Raw genomic sequence first — 25,474 nt, 5'->3', positions numbered from 1 at the left:
CATGACAACGAAAAAAGCAGCCGGCCGGCTGCTTTTCGTATCGCTGCATGAGGGGAATCCGCTACCCCTCTGCCCAGGAGAGCTCGGGGACGAAGGGGGCGTACGGCGACGCCGGCAGCGGCTGGCTGAAATCGGTCAGCTGCCAGCATTCGGACCGGCCGAGCAGCTCGGTAACCAGCCGGTGATTCAGGTCGTGGCCCGACCGCAACGCCCTCACATGGCCGATCAGATAGTGGCCCGCCAGAGAAAGGTCGCCGATGGCGTCCATGATCTTGTGGCGGACGAATTCATCGCCGAATCGGAGTCCTTCCGGGTTGAGGATGCCGTCATCGGTGATGCCGACGGCGTTATCAAGAGAGCAGCCACGGGCCAAACCATTGGCCTTCAGCATCTCGAATTCGGTCAAGAAGCCGAAGGTGCGGGCCGGTGCGAAGCCGGTCACGAAGCTGTCCTGCTGCACCCTGGTCGACCGAAACTGGTTACCCACCACCGGGTGGTTGAAGCGCATGTCGAACGAAACCCGGAAGGCGCGGGCCGGGAGAATGGCGATGCACTTGTCGCCGTCCCGGACGGTGACCGGCCGCTTGACCACCAGGTAGCGCCGGGTCCTGTCGAGGGGCCGGATACCCGCGTTCCGGATAGCGGCGACAAAGCAGGCGGCACTGCCGTCCATGATCGGTACTTCGGGGCCGTTGATGTCCACATGGACGTTATCGACCTCCAGACCCCGCAAGGCAGCCATGAGATGCTCGATGGTCGCCACGACCGCCCCGCCGGCGCCGATAGTGGTGGAGAGCCGGGTGTTGACTACATTGGCGGCCCTGGCCTCGATGGAGACGGACGGGGCGAGGTCGGTCCGGTGGAAGACGATGCCGGTCCCGGCCGCGGCCGGACGGAGGGTCATGGCCACCGGCACGCCGGAGTGGAGGCCGACGCCGCTGAAAGTGACCTGGTTTCTGATGGTCTGTTGCTGGTACATGATCCGCCCCCCTGAATATCAGTATGCTTATTATCTAGCAAGGAGCGGACCAACATTGCCGGTTCGGTAGCGCGGCGGATGAGCTAGATATTCCGGTAGGTTGGGTCTGGTAAAGGTCCGGTTGCCGGCAAGGGGACGGGGGAGGTGTGGTGGATAAAACACGGCTAAGTGTTGCGATAATGCCACAGTGGTCAGGGGGCGGAGCCCTTTTTGTGTTCTCCGCCCGTTGCCGAGACGTTTACACTTGGACATATCTGTTTGCTCTCCGCTCAATCTGCCGTGATTGCTTCTCCTTACAAAATATATTACAACTGATTTCATGAAGTTATTTCACCGCCCATCCTCCTGCCTGCATCTGGTAGCGCTCCTCCTGGTATCGTTCTGCCTGTTACCGCTGCAGGTGCGCGCCGAGGGTGTCGACGAGCCGACAGTCGACCCGCGTACCATCGTGGTCGGCGGTGACCGGGATTACCCCCCCTACGAGTTTGTCGACAAGGACGGCCGGCCCGCGGGCTACAACGTGGACCTGACCCGGGCGATTGCCGATGTCATGGGGATGAAGGTGGAGTTTCGCTTCGGCAGCTGGTCCGAGATGCGTTCCGGGTTGAACGACGGCAGTATCAACATCCTCCAGGGGATCTCCTATTCCGAGGAGCGGGCCAGGAAGCTCGACTTCAGCCCCCCCCATACCATCGTCCACCATGCGGTCTTCGCCCGCAGGGGGACGCCAGCGGTCAACTCCCTGGAGGAGCTGCGGGGGAAGAAGGTGATCGTCTTCCGCGACGGCATCATGCACGACCTCTTGGTGCGCCTCGGTTTCGGCAACGACCTGATCCTCACCGGCACCCCGGCCGATGCCCTCCGCCTGCTCGCCTCGGGCAAGTACGACTACTGCGTGGTTGCCAGCCTGCCGGGGATGTACCTGATCCGCGAACTGAAGCTGGGCAACCTGGTGCAGGTTGCCAAGAGCATCTCCTCCCAGAAGTACTGTTTTGCGGTGAAAAAGGGGGATGCGGAGCTGCTGGCCCGCTTCAGCGAGGGGCTGGCCATCGTCATGCAAACCGGCCAGTACCAGGCCATCTACGACAAGTGGCTCGGGGTGCACGAACCACCCCGCTTTGCCAGGGAACGGGTGCTGAAGTACGGCGCCATGGTGCTCATCCCCCTGGTCCTGGGGCTCATGGCGAGCGTGGTCTGGTCCCGCACCCTGCAGCGCCGGGTCGCCAGCCGCACCGAGGAGCTGGCGAAAGAGGTGGCGGAGCGCAAACTGGCCCTGGAGGAACTGCGCCGCCACCAGGACAAGCTGATCCAGGCCGACAAGATGGCCTCTCTCGGCATCCTCGTCTCCGGGGTGGCCCACGAGATCAACAACCCCAACGGCCTGATGCTCCTCAATCTCCCCATACTGCGTGACGTGTACGCCGACGCCTTGGCACCCCTGGAGGAGCGCTACCGGCAGGAGGGGGATTTCCTCCTCGGCGGGGTCAGTTACGGCCGGATGCGGGAAGAGGTGCCCCGGATGCTGGAGGAGATGGTGCACGCCTCCCAGCGGATCAAGCGGATCGTCGAGGATCTGAAGGATTTTGCCCGCCCCGATGCGATAGCAGCCATGGAGCCGTTCGACCTCAACCGGGTGGTCCAGGCAGCGGTGCGGCTCGTGGACCCATCCCTGCGCAAGGCCACCAACCGGTTCTCCGCCACATACGGCGACGGGCTGCCCGCAATCTACGGCAATCCGCAGCGGATCGAGCAGGTGGTCGTCAACCTGCTCATCAATGCCTGCCAGTCGCTACCGGCCAGCGACCGGGCCATCGCCCTGGCAACAGCCCATGACCCGACCGGGGGCTGTGTCACCCTGACCATCAGGGACGAGGGGGTCGGCATCCCGGCGGAGCACCTCCCGCGCCTGACCGACCCGTTCTTCACCACCAAGCGGGAGAGCGGCGGCACCGGCCTGGGGCTCTCCATCTCCGCCGGCATCGTCCAGGAGCATGGCGGCGAGATCAGTTTCACCTCGCCCCCGGACGGGGGGACCAGTGTCAGCCTGTCTCTCCCCGCCATGAAGGAGGAAGCGCAGCCATGACCCATTCCCCGTATCCCGGGTTCAAGATCCTGCTGGTGGACGACGAGCCGGCCTGGCTCCGTTCGGTCAGTCTCATTCTGGCGCGGGCAGGGATCACCAATATCGTCACCTGCACCGACAGCCGCTCGGTCATGGAGATTCTTGGCGAGCGGGAGGTCGGCCTGGTGCTCCTCGACCTGACCATGCCCAACCTCTCCGGCGAGGAGCTGCTCGCCGTCATTGCCGAGCAGCATCCGGAGATCACCACCATTGTCGTCAGCGGCATGAACCAGATCGAGACGGCAGTCCGCTGCATGCGCCTCGGGGCCTTCGACTACTTCGTCAAGACGGTGGAGGAGGACCGGCTGGTGCAGGGGGTGATGCGGGCGGTCAGGATGCATGAACTGGAGCGGGAGAACCGGGCCATGTCCGACCGGCTCCTCTCCGGAGGCCTGCGGCATCCGGAGGCGTTCAGCGAGATCGTCACCGCCGACCCGGCCATGCACGCCATCTTTGCCTACATCGAGGCGGTGGCCCAGAGCCCCCAGCCGCTCCTCGTCACCGGCGACAGCGGGGTGGGGAAGGAGTTGGTGGCCCGGGCGGTGCACCGCCTCAGCGGAAGCAAGGGGCAACTGGTCTCGGTCAATGTGGCCGGCCTTGATGACAACGTTTTCAGCGACACCCTGTTCGGCCACCTGCGCGGGGCGTTCACCGGCGCCGACCAGCCGCGTCGGGGGATGATCGAGGAGGCGGCCGAGGGGACCCTCTTCCTCGACGAGATCGGCGATCTCTCCATCGCCTCCCAGGTGAAGCTGCTCCGCCTGCTCCAGGAGGGGGAGTATTTCCCCCTGGGGAGCGACCGCCCCAAGCGGCTCACCGCCAGGATCATCGTCGCCACCCACCAGAACCTCTCCGTCAAGGAGGCTGCCGGCCAGTTCCGCCGCGACCTCTACTACCGCCTCCGCACCCACCGGATCAAGATCCCCCCCTTGCGGGAGCGGCTCGGCGATATCCCCCTGCTGGTTGAGCATTTCCTCCACAAGGCGGCCCATGAGCTGGGGAAGAAGAAGCCGACCCCGCCGCGGGAGCTGTTCCAACTGCTGGCCAGCTACAGCTTCCCCGGCAACGTGCGGGAACTGCGGGCGATGATCTACGATGCGGTCAGCGTCCACCGGGACCGGGTCCTCTCCATGGAGAGCTTCAAGAGCGCCATCGGTTCGGCCGCCGACAGCGGCCACCGCGAACCGGGGCCGCCGGGGGAGAGCCTCTTCAAGGGGATGGAGAAGCTTCCCACCATCACCGACACGGTGGAGCAACTGGTTGCCGAGGCCCTGGCGCGGGCCGACCACAACCAGACCATCGCCGCCCGGCTGCTGGGGATTTCCCAGCCAGCCCTGAGCAAGCGGCTCTCCCGCAAGGGGAGTTGATGACGTTTTATTGCAGCCTCACGGCGGCGCCGGCAGGATTTTGTCCCGCTCTAATGAAGGGGCATAACCTCGGTTATAATTGATAACCAAGGTTATGCCCCTGTTAACTCCCCGCATGCGACCCTTCTTTTTCTGTTCCCCCTGGCTGGTTCTGGACAAAAGTTATACCCTTTTCTTGCTTGGTGATCGCAATAAAACATCGTTGGTGTAATTATATCAGTATGTTGTATGTTGTTTACGGTTTGGTACTCCTCTTGCTGATATACCATTACAAAGACGATGCTGCCGCTGACCGCGACGATGTGGGATCAGGTTGCACCATTTCAAGGGCGAGAGGGAAATGACATGCAAAAGAAACGTATTTACCAGCATCTGTACTTCCAGGTATTGACGGCCATTGCCGGCGGTATCCTTCTCGGGTACTACTACCCGGAAGCCGGCGTAGCCATGAAGCCGCTGGGTGACGGCTTCATCAAGCTGATCAAGATGATCATCACCCCGGTCATCTTCTGTACCGTGGTCACCGGCATCGCCGGCATGGAGGACATGAAGAAGGTCGGTCGGGTCGGGGGGAAGGCGCTCCTCTACTTCGAGGTAATTACCACCCTGGCCCTGGCCATCGGCCTGGTGATCGTCAACGTCATCCAGCCGGGGGTCGGTTTCAATGCCGACGTCACCAAGCTGGACACCAAGGCCATCGCCGCCTTTACCACCCAGGCTACCAAGGCCCATTCAACGGTCGACTTCGTCATGAACATCATCCCCTCGTCGGTGGTGGATGCCTTTGCCAAGGGTGACATCCTTCAGGTGCTCCTCTTTGCCCTGCTGTTCGGCTTTGCCCTCTCGGTCCTGGGTGAAAAGGGGAAACCGGTGCACAAGCTGATCGACTCGGTCTCCCACGCCTTTTTCGGCATCGTCAATATCATCATGAAGCTGGCCCCGGTCGGTGCCTTCGGTGCCATGGCCTTCACCATCGGCAAGTTCGGCGTCGGCTCGCTTTCCAAGCTGGGGATGCTGATGGGGAGCTTCTACCTCACCTGTGCCCTCTTCATCTTCGTCGTCCTCGGCACCATCGCTCGTCTCTGCGGTTTCAGCATATTCAAATTCCTCCGCTACATCAGCGAAGAGCTGCTCATCGTGCTTGGCACCTCCTCTTCCGAGTCGGCCCTGCCGCGGATGATGACCAAGCTGGAGAACCTGGGGTGCAAGAAGTCCGTCGTCGGCCTGGTGATCCCCACCGGCTACTCCTTCAACCTGGACGGCACTTCCATCTACCTGACCATGGCCGCGGTCTTCGTCGCCCAGGCGACCAATACTCACCTGACCCTGACCCAGACCATCACCATCCTCGGCGTGCTGCTCCTCACTTCCAAGGGGGCTGCCGGCGTTACCGGCAGCGGCTTCGTCACCCTGGCGGCCACCTTTGCCGCCATCCCGACCATCCCGGTGGCGGGGCTGGCCCTCATCCTCGGCATCGACCGCTTCATGTCCGAAGCCCGCGCCATCACCAACCTGATCGGCAACGGCGTGGCCACGGTTGTTGTCTCCAAGTGGGAGAACGAGCTTGACGTGGAGCGGATGAAGCGGGTGCTGAACGGCGACAATGAGCCCTTTGCCATCGGCGAGGCCGCCAGGGCGCTGGGCGAGCCGGAGCTGGAGCCCGTGCCGGAGTAGTCCCGGTCTGTATGCTGTGTCATGAATAAATGCTGCACCCAAAAAGAGAAGAGGCGCCGGACGCGGTGCCTCTTCTCTTTTTGGAAGTGGGTCAGGTTTGTGGGACAGCCTGAAGGGATGTTTACGCAACGCAGCCATGGTCGGGATGCCGATCCCGAGGTTCATGTAATCCCCGTGTCAATCTCCTGTGCGGCCTGCTTGGCCATCTGCAGGGTTATTCAAACGCATGCCTTTGCCCGTCACGCGGTCGGGCTGGCCTCTTCCAGCCGCAGCTCACGGATTGCCATCTCCCGCATCTTGAATTTCTGAATCTTGCCGCTGGCTGTCATCGGGTATGAGTCGACGAACCTGACGTACCTGGGGATCTTGTAGTTGGCGATCTTCTCCTGGCAGTACTCTCTCACTTCGTCCTCGGTCATCTCCATCCCCATTTTGAGGATGATCGATGCCATGACCTGCTCGCCGAATTTCCGGTCCGGGACCCCGTAGACCTGGACGTCGGAGACCTTCGGATGGGTATAGAGAAACTCCTCGATCTCCCGCGGATAGATGTTCTCCCCCCCACGGATGATCATGTTCTTGATCCGGCCGGTGATCTTGCAGTAGCCGTTCTCGTCCATCACCGCCAGGTCGCCAGTGTGCAGCCACTGGTCCTTGTCGATCACCTTGGCGGTTTCTTCCGGCATCTTGTAGTAGCCCTTCATGACCATGTAGCCGCGGGCGCAAAGCTCCCCCTGCTTGCCGGGCGGCAGGGGAGCGCCGGTCTCGATATCCACGATCTTGACTTCGGCGCCGGGCAGCGCCCGTCCAACGGTTGAAACCCGGAGTTCGATGGAGTCCGCGGTACGGGTCTGGGTAATGCCGGGCGATGCCTCGGTCTGCCCGTAGACGCTGGTGATCTCGGTCAGGTGCATGTCCCGTACGGCCCTCTTCATCACCTCGATCGGGCAGACGGAACCTGCCATGATGCCGGTTCGTAAGGAAGAAAGGTTGAATTTTGAGAATTCCGGGTGTTCCAGTTCGGCAATGAACATGGTCGGAACTCCGTGGACCGCGGTGCAGCGCTCCTTCTCGACGGTCTGGAGCACCTTCAGCGGATCGAAGATCTCCACCGGCACCATGGCGGAGCCGTGGGTCACGCAGGCCATGACGCCGAGCACACAGCCGAAGCAGTGGAAAAACGGCACCGGGATGCAGAGGCGGTCGTTCTCGGTGAACTTCATGCACTCACCGATGTGGAAGCCGTTGTTGACGAGGTTATAGTGGGTCAGCATGACCCCCTTGGGAAAGCCGGTGGTGCCGGATGTGTACTGCATGTTGATGGTTTCATGGCAGTCCAGGGTGGCTTCCACGGCTGCCAGCGCCGCATCGTCCGCTCCCTTGCCGAGTTCGATGATCCGGCTGAAGTTGATCATGCCGCTAGGGGTGTTGTCGCCGATGAATACGACTCTCTTCAGGTGAGGCAGCCCGGAGCAGCTGAGACTGCCCGGTTCACTGGCCGCCAGTTCCGGCACCACGTCGCCGATGGTCTGGACGTAGTCCGAATCCTTGAACGATCGGACCATGAAGAGGGTGTTGGAGTCCGACTGGTTGAGGATGTACTCCAGTTCTGCCGATTTGTAGGAGGTGTTGATCGTCACCAGGATGGCGCCGATCTTGGCGGTGGCGAACTGGAGGATGACCCATTCCGGGACGTTGTACGCCCAGATGGAGACGTTGTCCCCCTTCTTGATCCCCATGGCCAAGAGCCCTTTGGCCACTTGGCGGCAGACCTTGTTGAACTGGCTGTAGCTGTAGCGCAGGTCGCGCTCGGGGTATACCAGGGCATCGTTGTCCGGATACCGTCTGGCCATTTCGTCCAATAGACCGCCGACTGTCAGGGTGATCTGGTGTGACATGGGCTCCTCCTTGCGCGTATGTGTGGTGGGGGTGGATCAGCCCCGGTTACCGGCTGCCGCTCCGCGGGCGCGGGCCACCCGGGAGCCGGAAGGGCGTCCGAGAATCTTTGAAATGTAATTGCCGGCATCGATCAGACCGTCCAGGTCGACGCCGGTCTCTATGCCGAGCCCGTTCAGCATGTAGAGCAGGTCTTCGCTGGCCACGTTCCCCGCTGCGCCGGGGGCGTAGGGGCACCCCCCCAGGCCGGCCACCGAGCTGTCGACGACCGAGATCCCCCGCTCCAGCACCGCCAGGATGTTGGCCAGGGCCTGGCCGTAGGTGTCGTGGAAATGCACGGCCAGCTTTTCCCGCGGCACCTTCTTCGCCACCGCGTCCACCATAGCCTGGGCCTTGCCAGGGGTGCCGACGCCGATGGTGTCCCCCAGGAAGATCTCGTAGCAGCCGAGCGCCAGCATCCGCTGCGCCAGATCGGCGACCGCTGCCGGCGCGATCTCCCCTTCGTAGGGGCACCCCAGGGCGCAGGAGACGGCGCCGCGCACCCGGATCCCTTTGCTGCGGGCCGCCGCGATCACCTGGGAGAAACGTTCCAGGCTTTCGGCTATGGAGCAGTTGATGTTCCTTTGCGAGAAGGTCTCCGAGGCGGAGCCGAACACCGACACCTCGGTCGCCCCGGCGGCAACGGCGGCCTCCAAACCGGTGAGGTTGGGCACCAGCACCTGATAGGTGACGCCGGGCCGGCGGGTGATCCCGGCCATGACCCGGGCGTTGTCGGCCATCTGCGGCACCCATTTGTGGGAGACGAAGCTGGTGGCCTCTATGGCGCTCAGCCCCGTAGCGGTCAGGCGGTCGATCAGCTCGATCTTGACCTCCGTCGGCACGATCTGGCGCTCTATCTGCAGGCCGTCCCGCGGTCCGACCTCGACGATTTTGACGAATTTCGGGAGTCTCATCCGCTCACCTCGTCGCTGGCAAAGGCCAGCAGTTCGGCCCCTTCATTGACCACCGCACCTGCTGCAAAATGGATCTCCGCCACCACGCCGTCCCTGGGGGCGGTAATGGTATGCTCCATCTTCATCGCCTCCAGGATGACCAGCGGTGCACCGCGCTCTACCCGGGTGCCGGGCTCCACCAAGAGCGCAACGATCTTGCCCGGCATGGGCGCGGTCAGGCGACCCCCCTCGACCTCTTCTTCACCGGCATGGGCCAGCGGGTCGTGCAGGGTCAGGCGATGGCTGCCGCCATGGGTAACGATGGTCAGGTCGCAGCCGTGGCGGACTACCGTGGCCCTGATCCGGGCACCTCCAAGGTCGGCCAGGAGGTCGTCCCCGTCCAATCGGCCCCGTGCCAGCAACTGCCCGCCCGGCAGGTCCAGCAGGTAACCCGAGGGGCGGTAGTGGGCCGTGACGCAGACCGCCGACTCGTTATCGCCGAAGGTCAGTACCTGATGGCTGTCGCTGTTCATCTGCCAGCCGGTGGTGAGGTGCCAGGGCGACCAGCGGTCGCCGGACCCGGCTGCGGCCCGCTCCGCTTCGGCGGCCCGGCACAGGAGGACATCGAGGCAGGCCAGGGCCAGCACCTGGTCCGTGGCCGGAACTGCCTCGGGAAAGAGAGCCGCCCGGTGACGCTCGATGAAGCCGGTATCGAGATCGCCGGCCGCAAAGGCGGGATGGCTGGCCACCGCGGCCAGAAACCCGATGTTGGTGGTCACCCCGACCACCTGGTACTCGGCAAGGGCGGCGCGCAGCCGGCGGAGCGCCCCGGCGCGGGTCGCATCCCAGACAATGAGCTTGGCGATCATCGGGTCGTAATGAATGCTGACGCCGTCCCCCTGGCGCACGCCGGTATCGATCCGCACATGGGCGCTCTCCTGCGGGGTGCGCAGGTGGGTCAGGTCCCCGATGGACGGCAGGAAGTCGCGGGACGGGTCCTCGGCATAGATGCGGGCCTCGATGGCATGGCCCCCGATGGCCAGGTCTGCCTGGCAGCAGGGGAGTTCCCCGCCCGCTGCCACCAGCAGCTGCCATTCCACCAGGTCCTGACCGGTGATCATCTCAGTGACCGGGTGTTCCACCTGCAGCCGGGTGTTCATCTCCATGAAGTAGAAGGAGCCATCCTCGTCCAGCAGGAATTCGACGGTGCCGGCGCCGACATAGCCGATGGCGCGGGCCGCGGCCACGGCCGCATCCCCCATCTTCATCCGCAACCCCTCGTCCATGCCCGGCGCCGGGGCCTCTTCCAGCACCTTCTGGTGGCGGCGCTGGATGGAGCAGTCACGCTCGAAGAGGTGGACGGCATTGCCGCGGGCATCGGCAAAGACCTGGATCTCCACATGGCGCGGGCGGGTCAGGTACTTTTCCAGAAGCACCCGGTCGTCGCCAAAGCCGGAGAGCGCCTCCCGCTTGGCCGCGGCCAGCGCATCGGCGAATGATGGCGCATCCCGGACGACCCGCATCCCCTTGCCGCCGCCGCCGGCGGTCGCCTTGATCAGTACCGGGTAGCCGACCCGGTCCGCGGCGCCCTGTAACAGCGCGGGGTCCTGGTCTTCGCCGTGGTAGCCCGGTACCAGCGGCACCGCCGCCTCTTCCATGATCCGCTTGGCCGCGCTCTTGGAGCCCATGGCCCGGATGGCCGCTACCGGCGGTCCGATGAACACGATCCCGGCCTTGCCGCACGCTTCGGCAAACTCCGCGTTTTCAGAAAGAAAGCCGTAGCCGGGGTGAATGGCCTGGCTGTTGCTCCTGGCGGCCACTTCCAGGATCGCTTCGGCGCGGAGGTAGCTCTCCCGCGCCGGGGCCGGGCCGATGTGAAAGGCCTCGTCTGCCAGGGTCACATGCAGGGCGCCCTCATCGGCGTCGGAATAGACCGCTACGGTGCGGATGCCGAGCTTGCGGGCGGTGCGGATGACGCGGCAGGCGATCTCGCCCCGGTTGGCAATCAGGATCTTATCGAACATGTCAGTTTCCTTGTGGTTGATCTTCAGCATCGGGACGGCACTGTTGATGCCCTTGCAAAAAGTCGGTGGTCAGTAATTCTGCTTTGTCAGATTACGTCCCGTAGGACCCAAAAGGGCCTAAAGGACAGAATGCCTGTAGCCCGGCGATTTATCGCCGGGGTTTTAAGGGATGTCTTCATACGTCACGTACGTGACTGAAGGTAAAATCCGATCCTGACACCGGGGGATGAATCCCCCGGCTACATGCATTCTGTCCCGCTGGGACGAAAGCTTAAATGTGACAGAGTAGAAGTAAAAGCCCATGATTTTACCGGTCCCCGGTCCCTGGTCCCTGATTACCGTCTTTCATCCAGGCCGGCGGCCGCTTTTCCAGAAACGCGGACAGTCCGTCACGGCATTCGGCCGAGGCGCGGCGGTCGGCCATCAGCCCGGCGGTCTCCGCGATCAGCGCCTCATCCACGAGCCGCCCGGTAACGTTTGCGATCAGCCTCTTCGCCGCCACCATGGCGCCGGGTCCGTTCCTGAGCATGGCGGACGTCAGCCGGTCGGCGGCGGCGCTAAGCTCCTGTTCATCGGCCACCACTTCATGGACAAGGCCGATGCGGTGCGCTTCGGCTGCCGTTATGACTTCGGCGGTCATGAAATAGCGTCGTGCCGCGCGGGCACCGATGGCCGCGATCACATAGGGGGAGATGACCGCCGGGATCAGCCCCAGTTTGACCTCGGACACGCAGAACGCTGCTCGCGCCGTGGCGATGGCGATGTCGCAGCAGGACGTCAGCCCGACCCCGCCGCCGTAGGCAGCCCCCTGCACCAGCGCAATGGTCGGCTTGGCCAGCCCGTTGAGGGTGTGCATCAGCTCCGCAATCCCCCTGGCGTCGGCCAGGTTCTGTTCCCGCGAATTGTCGGCCATGCGGCGCATGTCGTTCAAGTCGGCACCGGCGGAAAAGCTCTTGCCGCTGGCTGCAAGGATCACCAGCCGCACGCCGGGGTCGGCTTCGAGCCGCCGCAATGACGCGGTCAGGTTGGCGACCAGGCTTTCGTTGAAGGCGTTGTGCAGTTCGGGGCGGTTCATGGTCAGAGTAGCAATGCCCCGGTTGTTACTATAGGTTATGATGATTGGTTCGCTCATGGTGACCTCAATTTTAGTCTATGTTCTTACGGCGATCATCGTGGCCAGCATAGTTGCAACCACCTTTTCTTTTCCGTTCGCGACTGCGATCACATCCCCGGCACAAACTGTGATGTTGCGTCCCGCCTTGACAACTTTTCCGCTCCCCTTGAAGATTTCACCTACAGCAGGCGACATAAAATTCACCTTGTACTCGATGGTCAGCACCTCAGCTTCCACCGGCATCAGGGTATAGGCCGCATACCCGCAAGCGCTGTCCACAACGGTGGTCATCACGCCGGCATGGATATAACCATTTTGCTGACTCAACGACAGGGAATAGGGGAACTCGATCTCCACCTCGCCAGGAACAACCTTGATCAGATGCGCCCCGATGGTCGCCATGACCCCTTGTTTTTCAAAACTGGATCGTACCCGTGCCTCAAAATGCAGATCAGTCGGCTGGAATTTTACCATTATAGATATTCTCCCTACATCCTGAATACGCCGAACTCGGTCTTTTCCGGTGGCGCATTGCAGGATGCCGATATCCCCAGCCCCAGCACCATCCGGGTGTCGGCCGGGTCGATGATGCCGTCGTCCCACAGGCGTGCGCTGGCGTAATAGGGATGCCCCTGGGTGTCGTACAGTTCGCGGACCGGCGCCTTGAAGGCGTTTTCCTCTTCCGGGCTCCAGCTCTCGCCGCGCGCCTCCATGCCGTCCCGCTTGACCTGGGCCAGCACGCTGGCGGCCTGTTCGCCCCCCATGACCGAGATGCGCGCATTGGGCCACATCCAGAGGAAGCGCGGGCTGAAGGCCCGGCCGCACATGCCGTAATTGCCGGCCCCGAAGCTGCCGCCGATGATGACCGTGAATTTGGGGACTGCCGCGCAGGCCACGGCCGTGACCATCTTGGCCCCATCCTTGGCAATGCCGCCTGCCTCGTACTTGCTGCCGACCATGAAGCCGGTGATGTTCTGCAGAAAGACCAGGGGGATGCCGCGCTGGCTGCACAGTTCGATGAAATGTGCCCCCTTGAGGGCCGACTCCGAGAAAAGGATACCGTTGTTGGCGACGATGCCAACCGGGTAGCCCCAGATATGGGCAAAACCGCAGACCAGGGTGGTGCCGTACAGCTGTTTGAATTCGTCGAACTCGGAACCATCGACGATCCGGGCGATCACCTCGCGCACGTCATACGGCTTGCGGGTGTCGGAGGGGATCACCCCGTACAGTTCCGCCGGATCGTAGAGTGGCTCCAACGGCTCACGCATGGCAAGGACCGGCCGCTTGACCCGGTTCAGGTTCCCCACGCAGCGCCGGGCAATGGCCAGGGCGTGGGCGTCGTCCACGGCATAGTGATCGGTCACGCCGGAGGTGCGACAATGGATGTCGGCCCCACCCAACTCCTCGGCAGAGACGACTTCGCCGATGGCGGCCTTGACCAGCGGCGGACCCGCCAGGAAGATGGTCCCCTGGTTTTTGACAATGATGCTTTCGCCCGACATTGCCGGCACGTAGGCCCCGCCGGCGGTACAGGAGCCGAGCACAACCGCGATCTGGGGGATGCCACGGCCGGACAGGGTGGCCTGATTGTAGAAGATTCTGCCGAAATGGTCCCGGTCGGGAAACACCTCCTCCTGCCTCGGCAGGTTGACCCCCCCGGATTCCACCAGGTAGATGCAGGGGAGATTGTTCTCCCGGGCGATATCCTGGGCACGGAGATGCTTCTTCACGGTCAGGGGGAAATAGCAGCCACCTTTGACCGTGGCGTCGTTGGCGACGATCATGCACTCCTGCCCCTTGACCCGACCGATGCCGGTGATAATGCCGGCGGCAGGCGCCTCGTTGTCGTACATCCCGTAGGCTGCGAACTGGGATAGCTCCAGGAACGGCGAACCGACATCGAGCAGCTGTCTGACCCGCTCGCGCGTCAGCAGCTTGCCCCGCTCGATATGTTTCCTGCGGGCCCGTTCGTCACCGCCGAGGGAGATCTTGGCCACTTTTTCCCGCAGGTCGGCCACCAGTGACGTCATCACTGTTGCATTGCGGCTGTAATCGTCGGACCCGCTCTTGATGCTGCTCTTCAGAACCGTCATTCGCTATGCTCTCCTTCTGATAACATCTCCTGAATCGGTGAGGACCGTGTGACTCGCGGAGCGACTGTGCCCGAGCACCAGCCGCTGTAGGCGAAATGGAGCATAAGCCGGCCCGTCGTGTCTGAGCCCGTCAGGGTGAGTTGACGGGCCGGGGCGTAATGAGCCATACAGCGGCGGTGCGAGCGGCACTCGGAGCGTAGCGGGGCGCACGGGCCTCACCGATTCATCCTTCTCAATACGGCGCAGTTTCGTTGAACAGTTCCCGGCCGATCAGCATCCGTCGGATCTCGCTGGTGCCGGCGCCGATCTCGTACAGCTTGGCATCCCGCAGCAATCGTCCGGTCGGATATTCGTTGATGTACCCGTTGCCGCCCAGGATCTGGATCGCCTCCAGCGCCATCCAGGTGGCCTTCTCCGCCGCGTAGAGTATTGCCCCGGCCGCGTCCTTGCGGATGGCGTTCCTGCCGCTGCAGGCGTGGGCAACGGCATACACGTAGGCGCGACAGGCATTCATGGTGCTATACATGTCGGCGACCTTCCCCTGCATCAGCTGGAATTCGCCGATCGCTTTTCCGAACTGCCGCCGTTCGTGGATGTAGGGAACCACGACATCCAGGCAGGCCCGCATGATCCCCAGCGGCCCGGCCGCCAGTACGGCCCGCTCATAGTCGAGGCCGCTCATCAGTATCCTGACCCCTTCCCCCTCGTGGCCGACCCTGTTCTCCTCCGGGACCTCGCAATCCTCGAAGACCAGTTCGCAGGTGTCGGAGCCGCGCATGCCGAGTTTGTCCAGCTTCTGGGCCGTCGAGAACCCCTTGAACCCTTTTTCGATCAGGAAAGCGGTGATCCCCTTCGAGCCGGCGTTGATGTCCGTCTTGGCATAGACCAGCAGGGTGTTGGCGTGGGGGCCGTTCGTGATCCACATCTTGGTCCCGTTCAGGATATACCGGCCCCCCTTCCGGTCGGCGCGCAGGCGCATGCCGACCACGTCCGAGCCGGCGCCGGCCTCGCTCATGGCCAATGCCCCCACATGTTCGCCGGAGATCAGTTTCGGCAGGTAGCGGCGCTTCTGCTCTTCGCTGGCGTTGCGGTATATCTGGTTGATACAGAGATTGGAATGGGCGCCGTAGGCCAGGCCGACCGAGGCCGAGGCGCGGCTGATCTCCTCGATGGCCACCACGTGCTCCAGATAGGCCATGCCGGCACCGCCATACTCTGTGGAAACGGTGATGCCGTGCAGTCCCAATGCCCCCATCTTTGACCAGAGGTCCATGGGGAAGTGGTTTTCACGGTCGATATCCGCAGCCCTGGGCGCGATTTCGGCCATGGCAAAAGAGTAGACGGTATCTCTCAGCAGATCGGCCGTTTCGCCCAGATCAAAATTCAGCGTCGGATACGGTTTCATCGTTCAACCTCCCTTTTCGTGGATCTCCTATGAACACGAACAGCTGTACCGGGGGCGTGGTAACGACCGGTGCGGAAGTCGTGGTCTCTGTCCGTACCGCTAAACTTATGTTTCATTATAATAAACCAGTTTACGTTTAAGTCAATCTAAAATATAACAAGATTCTATCATATTGTTTTGGCGTGCATAGTTGGAACCAGGCCGTTTTGATTAGGTTTTTCCAACTTCTTTGTACTGGCCGAACTGTTCGTGTCTGGGGGTGGTGATGTAGCGGTGACGTTGTTTTATGGCTCTTTGCGATCGGGAAAGGTGTTGATGCCGGCAAAAGCACCGATGGTCTTGTAGATCCGGATATCCTCCCACGGCTCGTCAAGGATCTTGTCCATTGACAGGTCGTCCCATGGTTCGTCCAGGATGCCGTCATGGATTGCCCAGCTCCTGCCATGCACACTCTTCTCCATACCGGGCATGCGGAACGGGCTGGACCCGTCGAGTTTGTTGAAGAGCACCCCTCCGGGTCTGAATTCCCGGTGGATTTCCATCATCATGCGTCGCCCGTTGAGATAGTCGAACCCGTATTTTTCGTAGCGGATGGCATTGTCATAGGTGAGCGGTTCCGCGAGGATGATGTCCATTTCCAGGGAATCCACGAACCGTTCGAAACGTGCGAAGAACTCGCCGAACATCCTGAGGCCGTGACTGGTCTGGTTGGGAAACAGTCCTGCCCGCATGGCCCGTATCTCTTCGTCGATATTTCGTCCCAGGGTGGTGAAGCAGTTGTCGTTGCCGTGTTCATCCAGGTCTACGGCAAAGTAGGGGGCAAAGGGGTCGTTGATGATGCAGAAGGAGAGTTCCATTTGGTGGAAATGCGTCTCGGCAATGTCGAGAAAGAAGGTGGTGCGGCGGTCATCGGGGTCATGTCTGACTTCGATGCGGGCCAGCGACATGCCATCCGGGGCGATGATGGTGACCCTGCGGCGCCCGTCGGCACCCCGGAGTGTTTCGGGGGAGATCTCCAGGAGTTGGAGCAGGCGTGGTGGGATGATTTCGGTGTAGATCCTCTGTTTTTCTGCCGTCTCAAGGGCATTTATGTCGGCAAGTCCGCCCAGGAGTGTTCCTTTTGCCGACCGTAGCGGCACATTCCCCGGCAGTTTGCTCATTTCCCCTCCGAAAAGAGTTGCATCCCGCGGTGCCCGGAGCAGCCGATACCCCCGGTGCAACCTTGAACTGCCTACAGTATGCAGTAAAAAGTTGCACTTGTCAGGGGTATCGTCGGAATTTGGCTTATTCCTCCACCACAAATTCCCAGGCACACCAGTATTCATCGGGATGGGCATCCGGCGGACAGGCGATGCAGTTGGTTCGGATGCGCGGGTCCACGGTCCGGGCAAACTCGGCATACTCCACCAGTCCCACGTTTTTGCAGGGAAAATCCGAAAGTCCCTTGCGTTTGCGGGCCGACTGCACCCGGCAGTCCAGCATCCTGAAAACCACCCGGTTCGTTGACACTTCTATGCAGTCCTGCAGGTTGAGGCGGGCATACAGCCGGTAATTGAGGCACTTCATGAGCGCCGGAATGCCGCCGCCCGGTTTCAGGCCCTGGCGCTCCATGATCCGCTTGGCCTCGATCACCGTGAAATACCGCCACGCCTCGCGGTCGGCATCGATGGCGGCATCCATGCCGTGCGCTTTCTCCACGGCCTGGAACCAGAGGCCGTCGTGGGCTAGCCAGTTCTTGGCGTCGTCGAGGATGATAGCGATCAACTCTTCCTTGCTCAGGTCGCTGAGTAGTCTGACTCCTTCATCGCCAGCCTGTACCGTGCTAGACATGGTGTTCCTCCTTGCTCTCTCGTTGCCGGGGCGGGAAAACCCCGCCCCGGTGTTCCATCAGTGGTCGCTGGCCTTGGCAATGCCAAGGCCGGTAATTTGCCGCACCTCAATCTCGTCGAACATCTCCTCGGCCCGGCGGTCCCGGAAGAGCAGGGTGCCGAAGATGGCCGCCAAGAGCCCCAGCGGCGCGGACACGATGCCCGGGTTCCTGAGCGGGAAGATCGGCGCCTTGAGCCCGACCATGGAGGTACCGCTGTCGTTCTTGGCGAAATCGGCGCGTGCCTTCTCCAGGGTCTTCAGGTCTTTCTCTGCCAGGACGGCACCTTCCGCCTGCTTCTTCTCCAGGGTGACGAAAATAGTAGATTTGTTGGGGTGGTGCGACTTTGGTGTTATAGCTGCTTTGAATTACGTTAATGACATGGTTTGCTCTGCTCTGCGGGCGGGTCTTCAACATGCTTTGATAACGCTCTGATTTGCATTGCTGTGTAGCGCATTGGCCCGTTATATGTTAGCATATATATCTCGTTTACGTATAAGTCAAGTAAATTTAAAACATCTTTTTATGGTATTGAAATGGCGTTCTCTGGTGACGTCGATTGGTCGTTGTTTCCGGATATTGCCTTGACAAATGACGGGGCCTACTTTAAAACGCGTTGAGTTGCGACAAGGGAGATGGTATGGGTGAGAGTAGGCAAGACGAAGAGATAACATCCATCGGCGATCTGGCAAAATCGCTCGATCTGACGACCCGGACCCTCCGCTACTGGGAAGAGGTGGGTATCATCGAGTCCGTGCAGCGGGCGGACGGCGCAGTGCGGGGCTACACACCGTATTATGTCCGGCGTATCAGGTTCATCATGAAACTCAAGGAGCTCGGGCTCACCATTCGGGAGATGCAGGACCTCTATGTCGCTTACGGAGAGGCGAAGGAGACCGAGAATATGATTCCCCGGCTGATCCAGATTCTGGATGACCACATCAACAAGGTCGATGAAAAAATGGCCAGGCTGGCGTCGCTCCGGAAGGACGTTGTGGATTATCGGCAGCGGATGGTGGAGAAGTTCAGACTCAGTAACGAATCATAGCAGGGTGGATTGTATGCCATGAGTAAGAACAGGGCCGTTCCCACAGGGGCGGCCCTGTTCTTTTTTGCTGGTACATGCACAAAGGGTTAGCCGAGCCGTCTGAAGGCCGATGCCTTGATGGCGGCAAAGATCTCGCTGCCGGCCACAATGCCGAGTTCCGAGGCCGCAGGCGCAACCACCTCTGCCACCAGCCGCTCGCTGCCGCAGGCCAGCTCGATGCCGACCTTCTTGCCGGCGGGAAACGTACCCAGGACCCTGCATTGCAGCAGGTTCCTGGCGCTGATCGCCTCGGGGTGGCGTTTGAAGATGATCATGTCCTTGGACGATAGCTCGAACAGGGCATCCGGCTGGTTGTTGGCGGTGGTGGTGAGCAGTTCGCGGTCGCCCCATGGGTAGGCGAACAGGCCATCGACAGGCCGGGGAATGCCCAGTCTGAGGAGGTTGATGTAGCCGACCGGACTGTCTTCCATGCGCGACCGGGCCAGCTGTTCCGTCGAGGTCTGTTCGACAATCCGGCCGCCGGCCACCACGAGCAGGTGATCGACCATCAGCCGCATCTCCACGAGGGAGTGGGAGATGAACAGGTACGGAATGCCGAACTGCTCGCTCACGCTCTTCAGGTAGGGGATGATCTGGAACCGCAGGGTATCGTCCAGTGCCGAGAGCGGTTCGTCCATCAGAAGGAGCCGGGGATTGGCCAGGATTGCCCGACCCAGGGCCACTCGCTGTTTTTCGCCGCCGGAGAGGTTGTTCACCCCCCGGTGCAGCAGGGATTCCAGCCCGAGCACCTCGATGAGGGTGGAAAGGTCGATCTTACGTTCTGCCGCCGGGCAGCGCTTGAATCCATAGAGCAGGTTACCCTTTACGCTCAGGTGGGGAAAGAGACAGGGGTTCTGGAAGACGATGGCGATCCGCCGTTGCTCAGGTGGCAGATCGATGCCTCTCCGGCTGCTGAACAGGCACGCTCCGTCCAGGAATATTTCACCCTGATCCGGCCGGCAGAGTCCGGCAAACATGCCGACCAGGGTCGACTTGCCCCCTCCCGACTGGCCGAAGATCCCGACCCGGTCGCCGGTAATGGTACAGTCGGCCTCCAGGTTGAAGGCAGCGTACCTCTTCTGTACCGTTAGACGGATTTCCACGTCAGTCCCTCCTGGCCATCCTGGTGCCAACCGCTTCATGCAGCAGGAGTACTACCAGCGACATGGCGACCGAGACGATACAGAGTGTCATGGCCAGGGTTTCACCGGTCGGCGAGCTGGCATAATCATAGATCGCCAGGGGAATGGTCTGGGTGACCCCAGGGATATTGCCGGCGACAATGATCGTGGCGCCGAACTCTCCCAGACTGCGGGCAAACATGAGGGATGACCCGGCAATGATCCCCCGGATGGAGAGGGGTAGGATGACGGTGATGAGCGAGTCATACCAGTGGGCGCCGAGGGTGCGCGATGCCTGGATCAGTTGAGGGTCGATGGCCTCCATGCCGATTCTGATCGACCTGACCAGGAGCGGGAAGCCGACCACTGCCGAAGCGATGACCGCCGCCTTCCAGGTGAAGATGAGCCTGATGCCGGCCAGTTCCAGCAGTTGCCCCAGCCACCCCTTCCGGCCGAGGAGAAGCAGCAGAAAGTAGCCGATGACCACCGGCGGCAGGGTCAGCGGCAGATTGACGAACAGCTCCAGCAGCACTTTGCCCCGGAACCGGAGGAACGTGATGCAGTACGCGGCGACAAAGCCAAACGGCAGCGACAGGGCCGTGGCCGCCAGGGCAACCTTGGCGGAAAGTCGGATCGCGGCGATATCTGCCGGTGTGAGGGAAAGCATCGGTATAAGGCCTCGTTTGCCCGTAGAACTTACTGCAGTGCAAAGCCGTAGCGGGTGAGGACCGCCTTGGCGTCACTTCCCTGAAGATACCGGTAAAAGGCCTCCGCATCCCTGTTCCGAGCACCTGCGGTCGTCAGTCCCATGGGATACGCCACCCGGGGATAAAGTCCTTGCGGGACAGTAAAAAGGATTTTGGCCTGTTTTGCCAGCAAGGCGTCGGTCCGGTACACAAAGGCGCCGTCAACCTCTCCCCGTTCGGCGTACATAAGGCACTCCCGCACGTCCTTGGCCATGACAAGCTTCTTCTCCACCTGTTTGTCGATGCCGGCCTTCCTCAATGCCTCGGTGGCATACTCGCCGGCCGGCACGCTTTTCGGGCTGCCGATGGCGATCCTGTCCAGCTTTACCAGATCTTTCAGTGACGTAGCCTTGCCGGGGGCACCGGCAAAGACCAGTGAATTGTAGGCAAAGGTGCCGATGGTCGCGCGCTCCACCAGTTTCCTGCCTCTCAGGTACTCCATCCACTCGAGGTTGGCCGAGACAAAGATGTCGGCGGGGGCGCCGTTTTCGATCTGCTTGGCCAGCGCTCCGGAGGCGCCGTAGTTCTTTACGAATGTCACGGCCGGGTTCTTCCCGGCGTAGCCGTCGGTCAGTTCGTTTATCACGTCTTTGAGGCTGGCGGCAACCGAAAGATTGATCTCTCCGGCCAGCACCGGCGTAGCCAGCAAAAGCAGGCAGATCAGGAATGTTGTCATCTTGGCTACAATTTTCATGCGTCGAGCCTCCAAAGCGATAGGTGATTGATGGTGCCAGTTCAGATCAGACCGGCTGAATGGTGACGCCAATATCTGAAGGTTTGCCGAAATAAACGGACGACAGGACAATGATGTCGATGCCGGTTTTTGCGTATTCCGCAGCATTGGACTCATTGATGCCGCCGGCAGCGGAAATGAGGATATTCGGGTTGACTGTCCGAATTGCGGTGACCGTATCTGCCAGTTCGTCGGGACTGATCTTGTCGAGTTGCACGATGTCTGCACCGTTGCGGGCAATCAGAAGCGCTTCCTCGCAGGTGTCGGCTTCAACGATGATTTTCGTTTCACGGGCCTTTACCCGCAGTTCCGCAATGGTCGAAAGAAAGGACTCCAACCCTCCCAGAAAGGTTGTGTGCTGCTTGAACACCAGCACCGTTTCGGATAATCCCAGTCGGTGGGGCAGAGCGCCCCCGGAAGTGATGGCCTTGATGGCGATTTTTTTGGTTCCGGGGAAAGATTTCCGAGTGGTTACAACCGATAAAGCGGGATTGACTGACGTAGCCTTTTCGACAATACGTTGTGTCCTCGAGGCGATGCCCGAAGCGTGTTCCAACAGGTTCAACGCTACCTTCCACCCCGCGTGCAATGCTCTGGTCGGTCCTTGAGCGGCAAGGAAGTCAATACCCGCAAACAGTTTTGTGCCGCTTGGCATACAGGAGGTAATAGTTGCACCACATTTCCGGAGCACTCTGGCAGCCTCTTCCGTACAGCAGAGGGTCGTTTCTTCACGGGTGGAGAAGATTATCTGCCCTGTTCTATCTCCAATGCCGAGCAGATGGGTAGTCAGGTCACCGTAAGGGACGTCTTCTTCGATAAAACACTCAATGTCGCTGTCAGGAAGACAATTGATCATCCGTACCCTTTCCTCGGCTCGTTATGGTTACAGCAATACAACTCAAGTACAAAAAAAGGGACAGCACCGTTGATGTCCCTTGATCGGTAATCGATTCGGATCAGCTGACGCCGATGATGACGCTGGAGGCCTTGAACAGGGCGCAGGCGTGACCGCCGACTTTCAATTCGAGCCGTGTTGCGCTGTCATGGGTAATGACGGCGCTGACGGTGTTCCCACCGCCGATCTCCACATCCACCTCGGTATTGACCGGGCCTTCGATGATCTTGGCGATGGTGCCGCAGAAGATGTTGCGGGCGCTGACCTTGGCATCGTGCAGGTCAGTGCCGATAATGATCGAGCTGGCCTTGATGATGGCGTAGGCCTCGGTGCCGGTTTTCAGTTCCAGGTTGTCGATGGCGCCGTTGGTGACGGTAGCTGTCAGAGGAATGCCACCTTTGAGCGACAGAGTGACCTCGGCATTGACGGCGCCTTTGGTGATCTTGGTTACGGTACCGGAGAATGTATTGCGGGCGCTGACTTTCATGGAAATCCTCCTCAGGAATTGGTACAGGCTGTCGGTATCGCCCAGCCTGCTTTCCAGGTTGTCCAGGAATTTACGGTGTTCTTCCTGGATGGTTTTGAAGTGCGCGATAATCTTTTTCCCTTCGGTGGTGAGACTGGTGCCACCGCCCCCCTTACCGCCGGTCAGGCGGTCGACCAGCGGTTTTTCCGCCATGTTGTTGATCATGTTGATCGTATCCCAGGCGGTCTTGTAACTTATACCGACGGCCTTGGCAGCCTTGGTGATCGAGCCGAGCTCGTCGACCTTTTCCAGCAGAATAATCCGGTCACCACCCAGGAATTTGTTTTCAGCCCGGTTTAACCAGAGGTTGCCGGCAAGGCCGATAGTGCTTTTGTTATCTTTCATGGTCGGATGCTCCGTAGAGCGGGAGATAAAGGTGCGGGCTGCTCTGCGATAACTATACAGCAGATTTCGTTATAGTCAACGCTATATAACGAGAGTTAATGTTCACTACCGATAAATCACGATCAAGGTTAGTGATCGAACAGCCTGCTAACCAAAACTCCCCATGCTCGCAAGGCCGTAGATCAGCTCCGGCCGGTAGGCGGGACAACGGCCGCGGTACATGAGGAGAGTGCTTCCGGCTACCCTGAAGCCGGTCAGATTGAGAAGTTTCGCCCCTTCCCGGTTTCTTCCGGGCATGTCAAGGAAGGTGCCCGCCGTTTCCCCGGCAGACTGCAGAGCCTGCTGCAAAAGCCGGCGCGCCGTCTCCGGGGTCAGGCACCCCCATGGCCCGAGCTGGACGCCGTCGGCGTATCGGTGCCGGCAAAGAAAGCCGTCGCCCGCAGTGAAAATGGTTCCTTTGCCGCCGAGCGCGGCGAAGATCAGCTCCCGGAAATCGCCCCATCCTGCCCGGTCAATGGCTTTGATAGCGGTCAGATCAAGGGATGGTTGCAGGGTTTCTGAACCGGCAGGGGCTTTGCCGCGCCAGCGGTAGACCGTGTCGACGGCCTGGAAGCCGACTTTCTCATAGATTGGTCTGCCCGCGGTTGAGGCAGTGAGCCAGACGGTTTCGGCGCCTGCGGTCTCCAACGCTGACAACGCCGCCTGTATGAGGGCAGAGCCTGTTCCCCGGCCGCGAAGGGCGGGGGAGACGATGAGGTTGCCGATCCAGCCGCTCCTGCCGTACTTTATGGACGTGACAAAGGCGATGGGCCGGTTCCCTTCCCGCCAGACCAGGCAGCCGGCCGGAAATGCCCGGCGCAGGAACTCCAGCTCCCAGTGGTCGCAGATCCAACCTTCCTCTGCTGCCATCTCCAGGAACGGTTCGATATCGCTCTGCCGCAACGTGTCAATACTCATGCTGACAGCCGCACCTATTTCGAGCAGGCCGGGTTGGCGAACAGCTGGTCCCGGCCGATCAGTCCGACCGCGTCGGCCCTGCACTGGCGACAGTGCTTGAACTGGCCGATGATCCGCTCGTTTGCGGCCCGTACTTCGTCCAGCCTGGCCGGTGTGGGAGGTTCGATGTCGGCGAAGTTTGCCTGGGGGATGAGCGGCATCACGTTCATGACAAAGGCCCCCAGCGACTTGATCCGTTCGGCGATCCGCGGCACCTCGGCTTCGTTGACGCCGGGGATGTAGACCGTGTTGACCTTGACTGTCATGCCGAATTTCTCAGCACGTCCGATTCCTTCCAGTTGGTTGGCGATCAGGATGCGGGCCGCTTCCTCGCCGGTGTACCGCTGACCGTGGTAGTTGATGTGGCGGTAGATGCGGGCGCCGATTGCCGGGTCAAGGGCATTGAGGGTGACGGTCAGGCTGTGGAGCCCGATCTCGTTCAGCCGGTCGATGCTCTCCGGCAGCAGCAGGCCGTTGGTGCTCATGCACTTGATCAGGTGGGGGAACTCCTTGTCGATGAGGCTGAAGGTCTCGAACGTTTCCTCGTTGGCCAGCGGATCGCCGGGGCCGGCGATGCCGATCACCTTGATGATCGGTCCGAGCAGTTCGCTCGCCATGACCTCCCGCACCTTCTCAATAGCCTCGGCCGGGGTGAGCAGTCGGCTCGTGACCCCGGGACGCGACTCGTTGGCGCAGTCGTGTTTCCGGGAGCAGTAGCCGCACTGGATGTTGCAGCGGGGGGCCACGGCCAGATGCATCCGGCCGTTCTTGTGATGGTTGCCGCCGAAGCAGGGGTGTCCCTGGATGTTCTTCCGTTCCGTGCAACTGGTTGCCATGGCGTACTCCTTTCCTGGTCGGGATGTTCCGTTCGTGTTGCATGTTCCGTCGTGGCGGCCGGAGATGCTGCCAAATAAAAAGCCCGACTGGAGATCTCCAGCCGGGCTTCATTGCCTGTGTAGCGTGAACGTCGTTGTCCGCGGTTGTCCGGGGTATTGCCTAAACCGTGCCAGAAGCTGGCGCCCTTAATTTGTGCAGTGTTGTGGGTGTTCGCGGGGTGGAGGAAGATGTTTGGCCGCTGGGTTTTGCCTCCACAAAGGCAATAATGGCTATTTTTTGTGCAGGTGGCCCCGTGCCGGTCACCGCTATGACCGGCAAAGGCCCTGCCAGCAGGGTGCAGGAGACTGGCATGCTCCATGTAACACGTGAGGTATCACATCTAGCTGGAGGAATCTATGTGCATGCAAAAGAGTGATGACCGGGAATGCATTACCGTTGACGAGGTGGCGGCAGAGCTGCATACCACCCCCTTGCGGGTTCTGATGCTGATCAAGGAGAAGTCGCTGAAGGGGGAGTTCGCGGATGGGAAGTGGTTGGTAACCCGGAAGTCACTGAACTGCTTTATGGCCAGCGGCGCTGACCTCAGCCTGCAGGCCTCCTGCCACACGTCGTGCAGTTCGTCGGGTTGTAGCTGCACGTAACGCAGATCGCTCCAGGATAGCCCACCTCCGCCGCAGTCAGGGCGGGGACCGTGCCAGCGGGGCAGCCGGAG

The 25,474-nt window shown here is 61.2% G+C and carries 22 protein-coding genes and 1 pseudogene; 5 read left to right on the top strand and 18 right to left on the bottom strand.

The window, feature by feature from the left end; translation table 11 throughout:
• Positions 1–61: 61 nt before the first annotated feature.
• Entirely contained in the window at positions 62–979 is a 918-nt protein-coding gene (gene lpxC / locus JN12_RS13595) for a UDP-3-O-acyl-N-acetylglucosamine deacetylase (RefSeq protein ID WP_145023633.1), read from the bottom strand.
• A 319-nt stretch (positions 980–1,298) separates the two neighbouring features.
• Between lpxC and JN12_RS13590 the strand changes: the two genes are divergently transcribed.
• The 3 genes from JN12_RS13590 (at position 1,299) to JN12_RS13580 (ending at position 6,142) form a co-directional block, all read left to right on the top strand.
• Positions 1,299–3,062 (top strand): transporter substrate-binding domain-containing protein, encoded by a 1,764-nt coding sequence (locus JN12_RS13590; protein WP_145023632.1) that lies wholly within the window; start codon positions 1,299–1,301, stop codon positions 3,060–3,062.
• Positions 3,059–4,468, top strand: coding sequence for a sigma-54-dependent transcriptional regulator (locus tag JN12_RS13585; RefSeq protein WP_145023630.1), 1,410 nt, complete (start codon positions 3,059–3,061; stop codon positions 4,466–4,468). Before JN12_RS13590 ends, JN12_RS13585 begins: the two co-directional genes overlap by 4 nt.
• Before the next feature lie 345 nt (positions 4,469–4,813).
• Positions 4,814–6,142: a dicarboxylate/amino acid:cation symporter gene (locus tag JN12_RS13580; protein ID WP_145023628.1), complete on the top strand. Its 1,329-nt coding sequence runs from the start codon at positions 4,814–4,816 to the stop codon at positions 6,140–6,142.
• Positions 6,143–6,381: 239 nt separating this feature from the next.
• On the opposite strand, the gene JN12_RS13575 is transcribed toward JN12_RS13580, so the two are convergent.
• The 10 genes and pseudogenes from JN12_RS13575 to JN12_RS13530 form a co-directional block, all read right to left on the bottom strand.
• Positions 6,382–8,040 (bottom strand): AMP-binding protein, encoded by a 1,659-nt coding sequence (locus JN12_RS13575; protein ID WP_145023626.1) that lies wholly within the window; start codon positions 8,038–8,040, stop codon positions 6,382–6,384.
• Positions 8,041–8,076: 36 nt separating this feature from the next.
• Positions 8,077–8,991 carry a hydroxymethylglutaryl-CoA lyase gene (locus tag JN12_RS13570; protein WP_145023624.1) on the bottom strand — a complete coding sequence of 305 codons (915 nt, stop codon included), beginning with the start codon at positions 8,989–8,991 and terminating at the stop codon, positions 8,077–8,079.
• The gene (locus JN12_RS13565; protein WP_145023622.1) at positions 8,988–10,994 is read right to left on the bottom strand and encodes an acetyl/propionyl/methylcrotonyl-CoA carboxylase subunit alpha; all 2,007 of its coding nucleotides are present in this window, start codon (positions 10,992–10,994) and stop codon (positions 8,988–8,990) included. The genes JN12_RS13570 and JN12_RS13565 overlap by 4 nt, the downstream gene beginning before the upstream one ends.
• Positions 10,995–11,301: 307 nt before the next feature.
• Positions 11,302–12,126 carry an enoyl-CoA hydratase-related protein gene (locus tag JN12_RS13560; protein ID WP_145023620.1) on the bottom strand — a complete coding sequence of 275 codons (825 nt, stop codon included), beginning with the start codon at positions 12,124–12,126 and terminating at the stop codon, positions 11,302–11,304.
• An 18-nt stretch (positions 12,127–12,144) separates the two neighbouring features.
• Positions 12,145–12,582, bottom strand: a complete 438-nt coding sequence (locus JN12_RS13555; RefSeq protein WP_145023618.1) for a PaaI family thioesterase — start codon at positions 12,580–12,582, stop codon at positions 12,145–12,147.
• 14 nt (positions 12,583–12,596) lie between these two features.
• Positions 12,597–14,204 (bottom strand): carboxyl transferase domain-containing protein, encoded by a 1,608-nt coding sequence (locus JN12_RS13550; protein ID WP_145023616.1) that lies wholly within the window; start codon positions 14,202–14,204, stop codon positions 12,597–12,599.
• A 232-nt stretch (positions 14,205–14,436) separates the two neighbouring features.
• Complete coding sequence (locus JN12_RS13545; protein WP_145023614.1) at positions 14,437–15,609, bottom strand: isovaleryl-CoA dehydrogenase; 1,173 nt, start codon at positions 15,607–15,609, stop codon at positions 14,437–14,439.
• A 284-nt stretch (positions 15,610–15,893) separates the two neighbouring features.
• A complete protein-coding gene (locus JN12_RS13540) occupies positions 15,894–16,769 on the bottom strand; it encodes a hypothetical protein (protein ID WP_145023612.1) in 876 nt (291 codons plus the stop codon).
• Positions 16,770–16,893: 124 nt separating this feature from the next.
• A complete protein-coding gene (locus tag JN12_RS13535; RefSeq protein WP_145023611.1) occupies positions 16,894–17,439 on the bottom strand; it encodes a DUF6125 family protein in 546 nt (181 codons plus the stop codon).
• A 57-nt stretch (positions 17,440–17,496) separates the two neighbouring features.
• Positions 17,497–17,790 (bottom strand): annotated as a pseudogene (locus tag JN12_RS13530) (cation acetate symporter); the annotation flags it as partial.
• A gap of 326 nt (positions 17,791–18,116) precedes the next feature.
• Here JN12_RS13530 and JN12_RS13525 point away from each other — a divergent pair.
• Positions 18,117–18,524 carry a MerR family transcriptional regulator gene (locus tag JN12_RS13525; protein WP_145023609.1) on the top strand — a complete coding sequence of 136 codons (408 nt, stop codon included), beginning with the start codon at positions 18,117–18,119 and terminating at the stop codon, positions 18,522–18,524.
• 86 nt (positions 18,525–18,610) lie between these two features.
• Here JN12_RS13525 and modC read toward each other — a convergent pair whose 3' ends face one another.
• From modC to JN12_RS13490, 7 genes are all read right to left on the bottom strand, one after another.
• Positions 18,611–19,666, bottom strand: a complete 1,056-nt coding sequence (gene modC / locus JN12_RS13520; RefSeq protein ID WP_145023607.1) for a molybdenum ABC transporter ATP-binding protein — start codon at positions 19,664–19,666, stop codon at positions 18,611–18,613.
• A 1-nt stretch (position 19,667) separates the two neighbouring features.
• Positions 19,668–20,351, bottom strand: a complete 684-nt coding sequence (gene modB, locus JN12_RS13515; protein WP_145023605.1) for a molybdate ABC transporter permease subunit — start codon at positions 20,349–20,351, stop codon at positions 19,668–19,670.
• 29 nt (positions 20,352–20,380) lie between these two features.
• Complete coding sequence (gene modA / locus JN12_RS13510) at positions 20,381–21,124, bottom strand: molybdate ABC transporter substrate-binding protein (RefSeq protein WP_145023603.1); 744 nt, start codon at positions 21,122–21,124, stop codon at positions 20,381–20,383.
• A 46-nt stretch (positions 21,125–21,170) separates the two neighbouring features.
• A complete protein-coding gene (gene modD, locus JN12_RS13505; protein ID WP_145023601.1) occupies positions 21,171–22,019 on the bottom strand; it encodes a ModD protein in 849 nt (282 codons plus the stop codon).
• A gap of 100 nt (positions 22,020–22,119) precedes the next feature.
• Positions 22,120–22,929, bottom strand: coding sequence for a TOBE domain-containing protein (locus JN12_RS13500; protein WP_145023599.1), 810 nt, complete (start codon positions 22,927–22,929; stop codon positions 22,120–22,122).
• Positions 22,930–23,076: 147 nt separating this feature from the next.
• Entirely contained in the window at positions 23,077–23,886 is an 810-nt protein-coding gene (locus JN12_RS13495; RefSeq protein WP_145023597.1) for a GNAT family N-acetyltransferase, read from the bottom strand.
• Between the two features lie 14 nt (positions 23,887–23,900).
• The gene (locus JN12_RS13490; protein WP_145023595.1) at positions 23,901–24,761 is read right to left on the bottom strand and encodes a radical SAM protein; all 861 of its coding nucleotides are present in this window, start codon (positions 24,759–24,761) and stop codon (positions 23,901–23,903) included.
• Between the two features lie 402 nt (positions 24,762–25,163).
• On the opposite strand from JN12_RS13490, the gene JN12_RS13485 reads away from it, so the two are divergent.
• Positions 25,164–25,403 (top strand): hypothetical protein, encoded by a 240-nt coding sequence (locus JN12_RS13485; protein WP_145023593.1) that lies wholly within the window; start codon positions 25,164–25,166, stop codon positions 25,401–25,403.
• Positions 25,404–25,474: the final 71 nt, after the last annotated feature.

The sequence above is a fragment of the Geobacter argillaceus genome, assembly GCF_007830735.1.
Lineage (GTDB): Bacteria > Desulfobacterota > Desulfuromonadia > Geobacterales > DSM-12255 > Geomobilibacter > Geomobilibacter argillaceus.
Note: the sequence above shows the minus strand (reverse complement) of the source record. Positions and strands in the feature narration are given on the sequence as shown.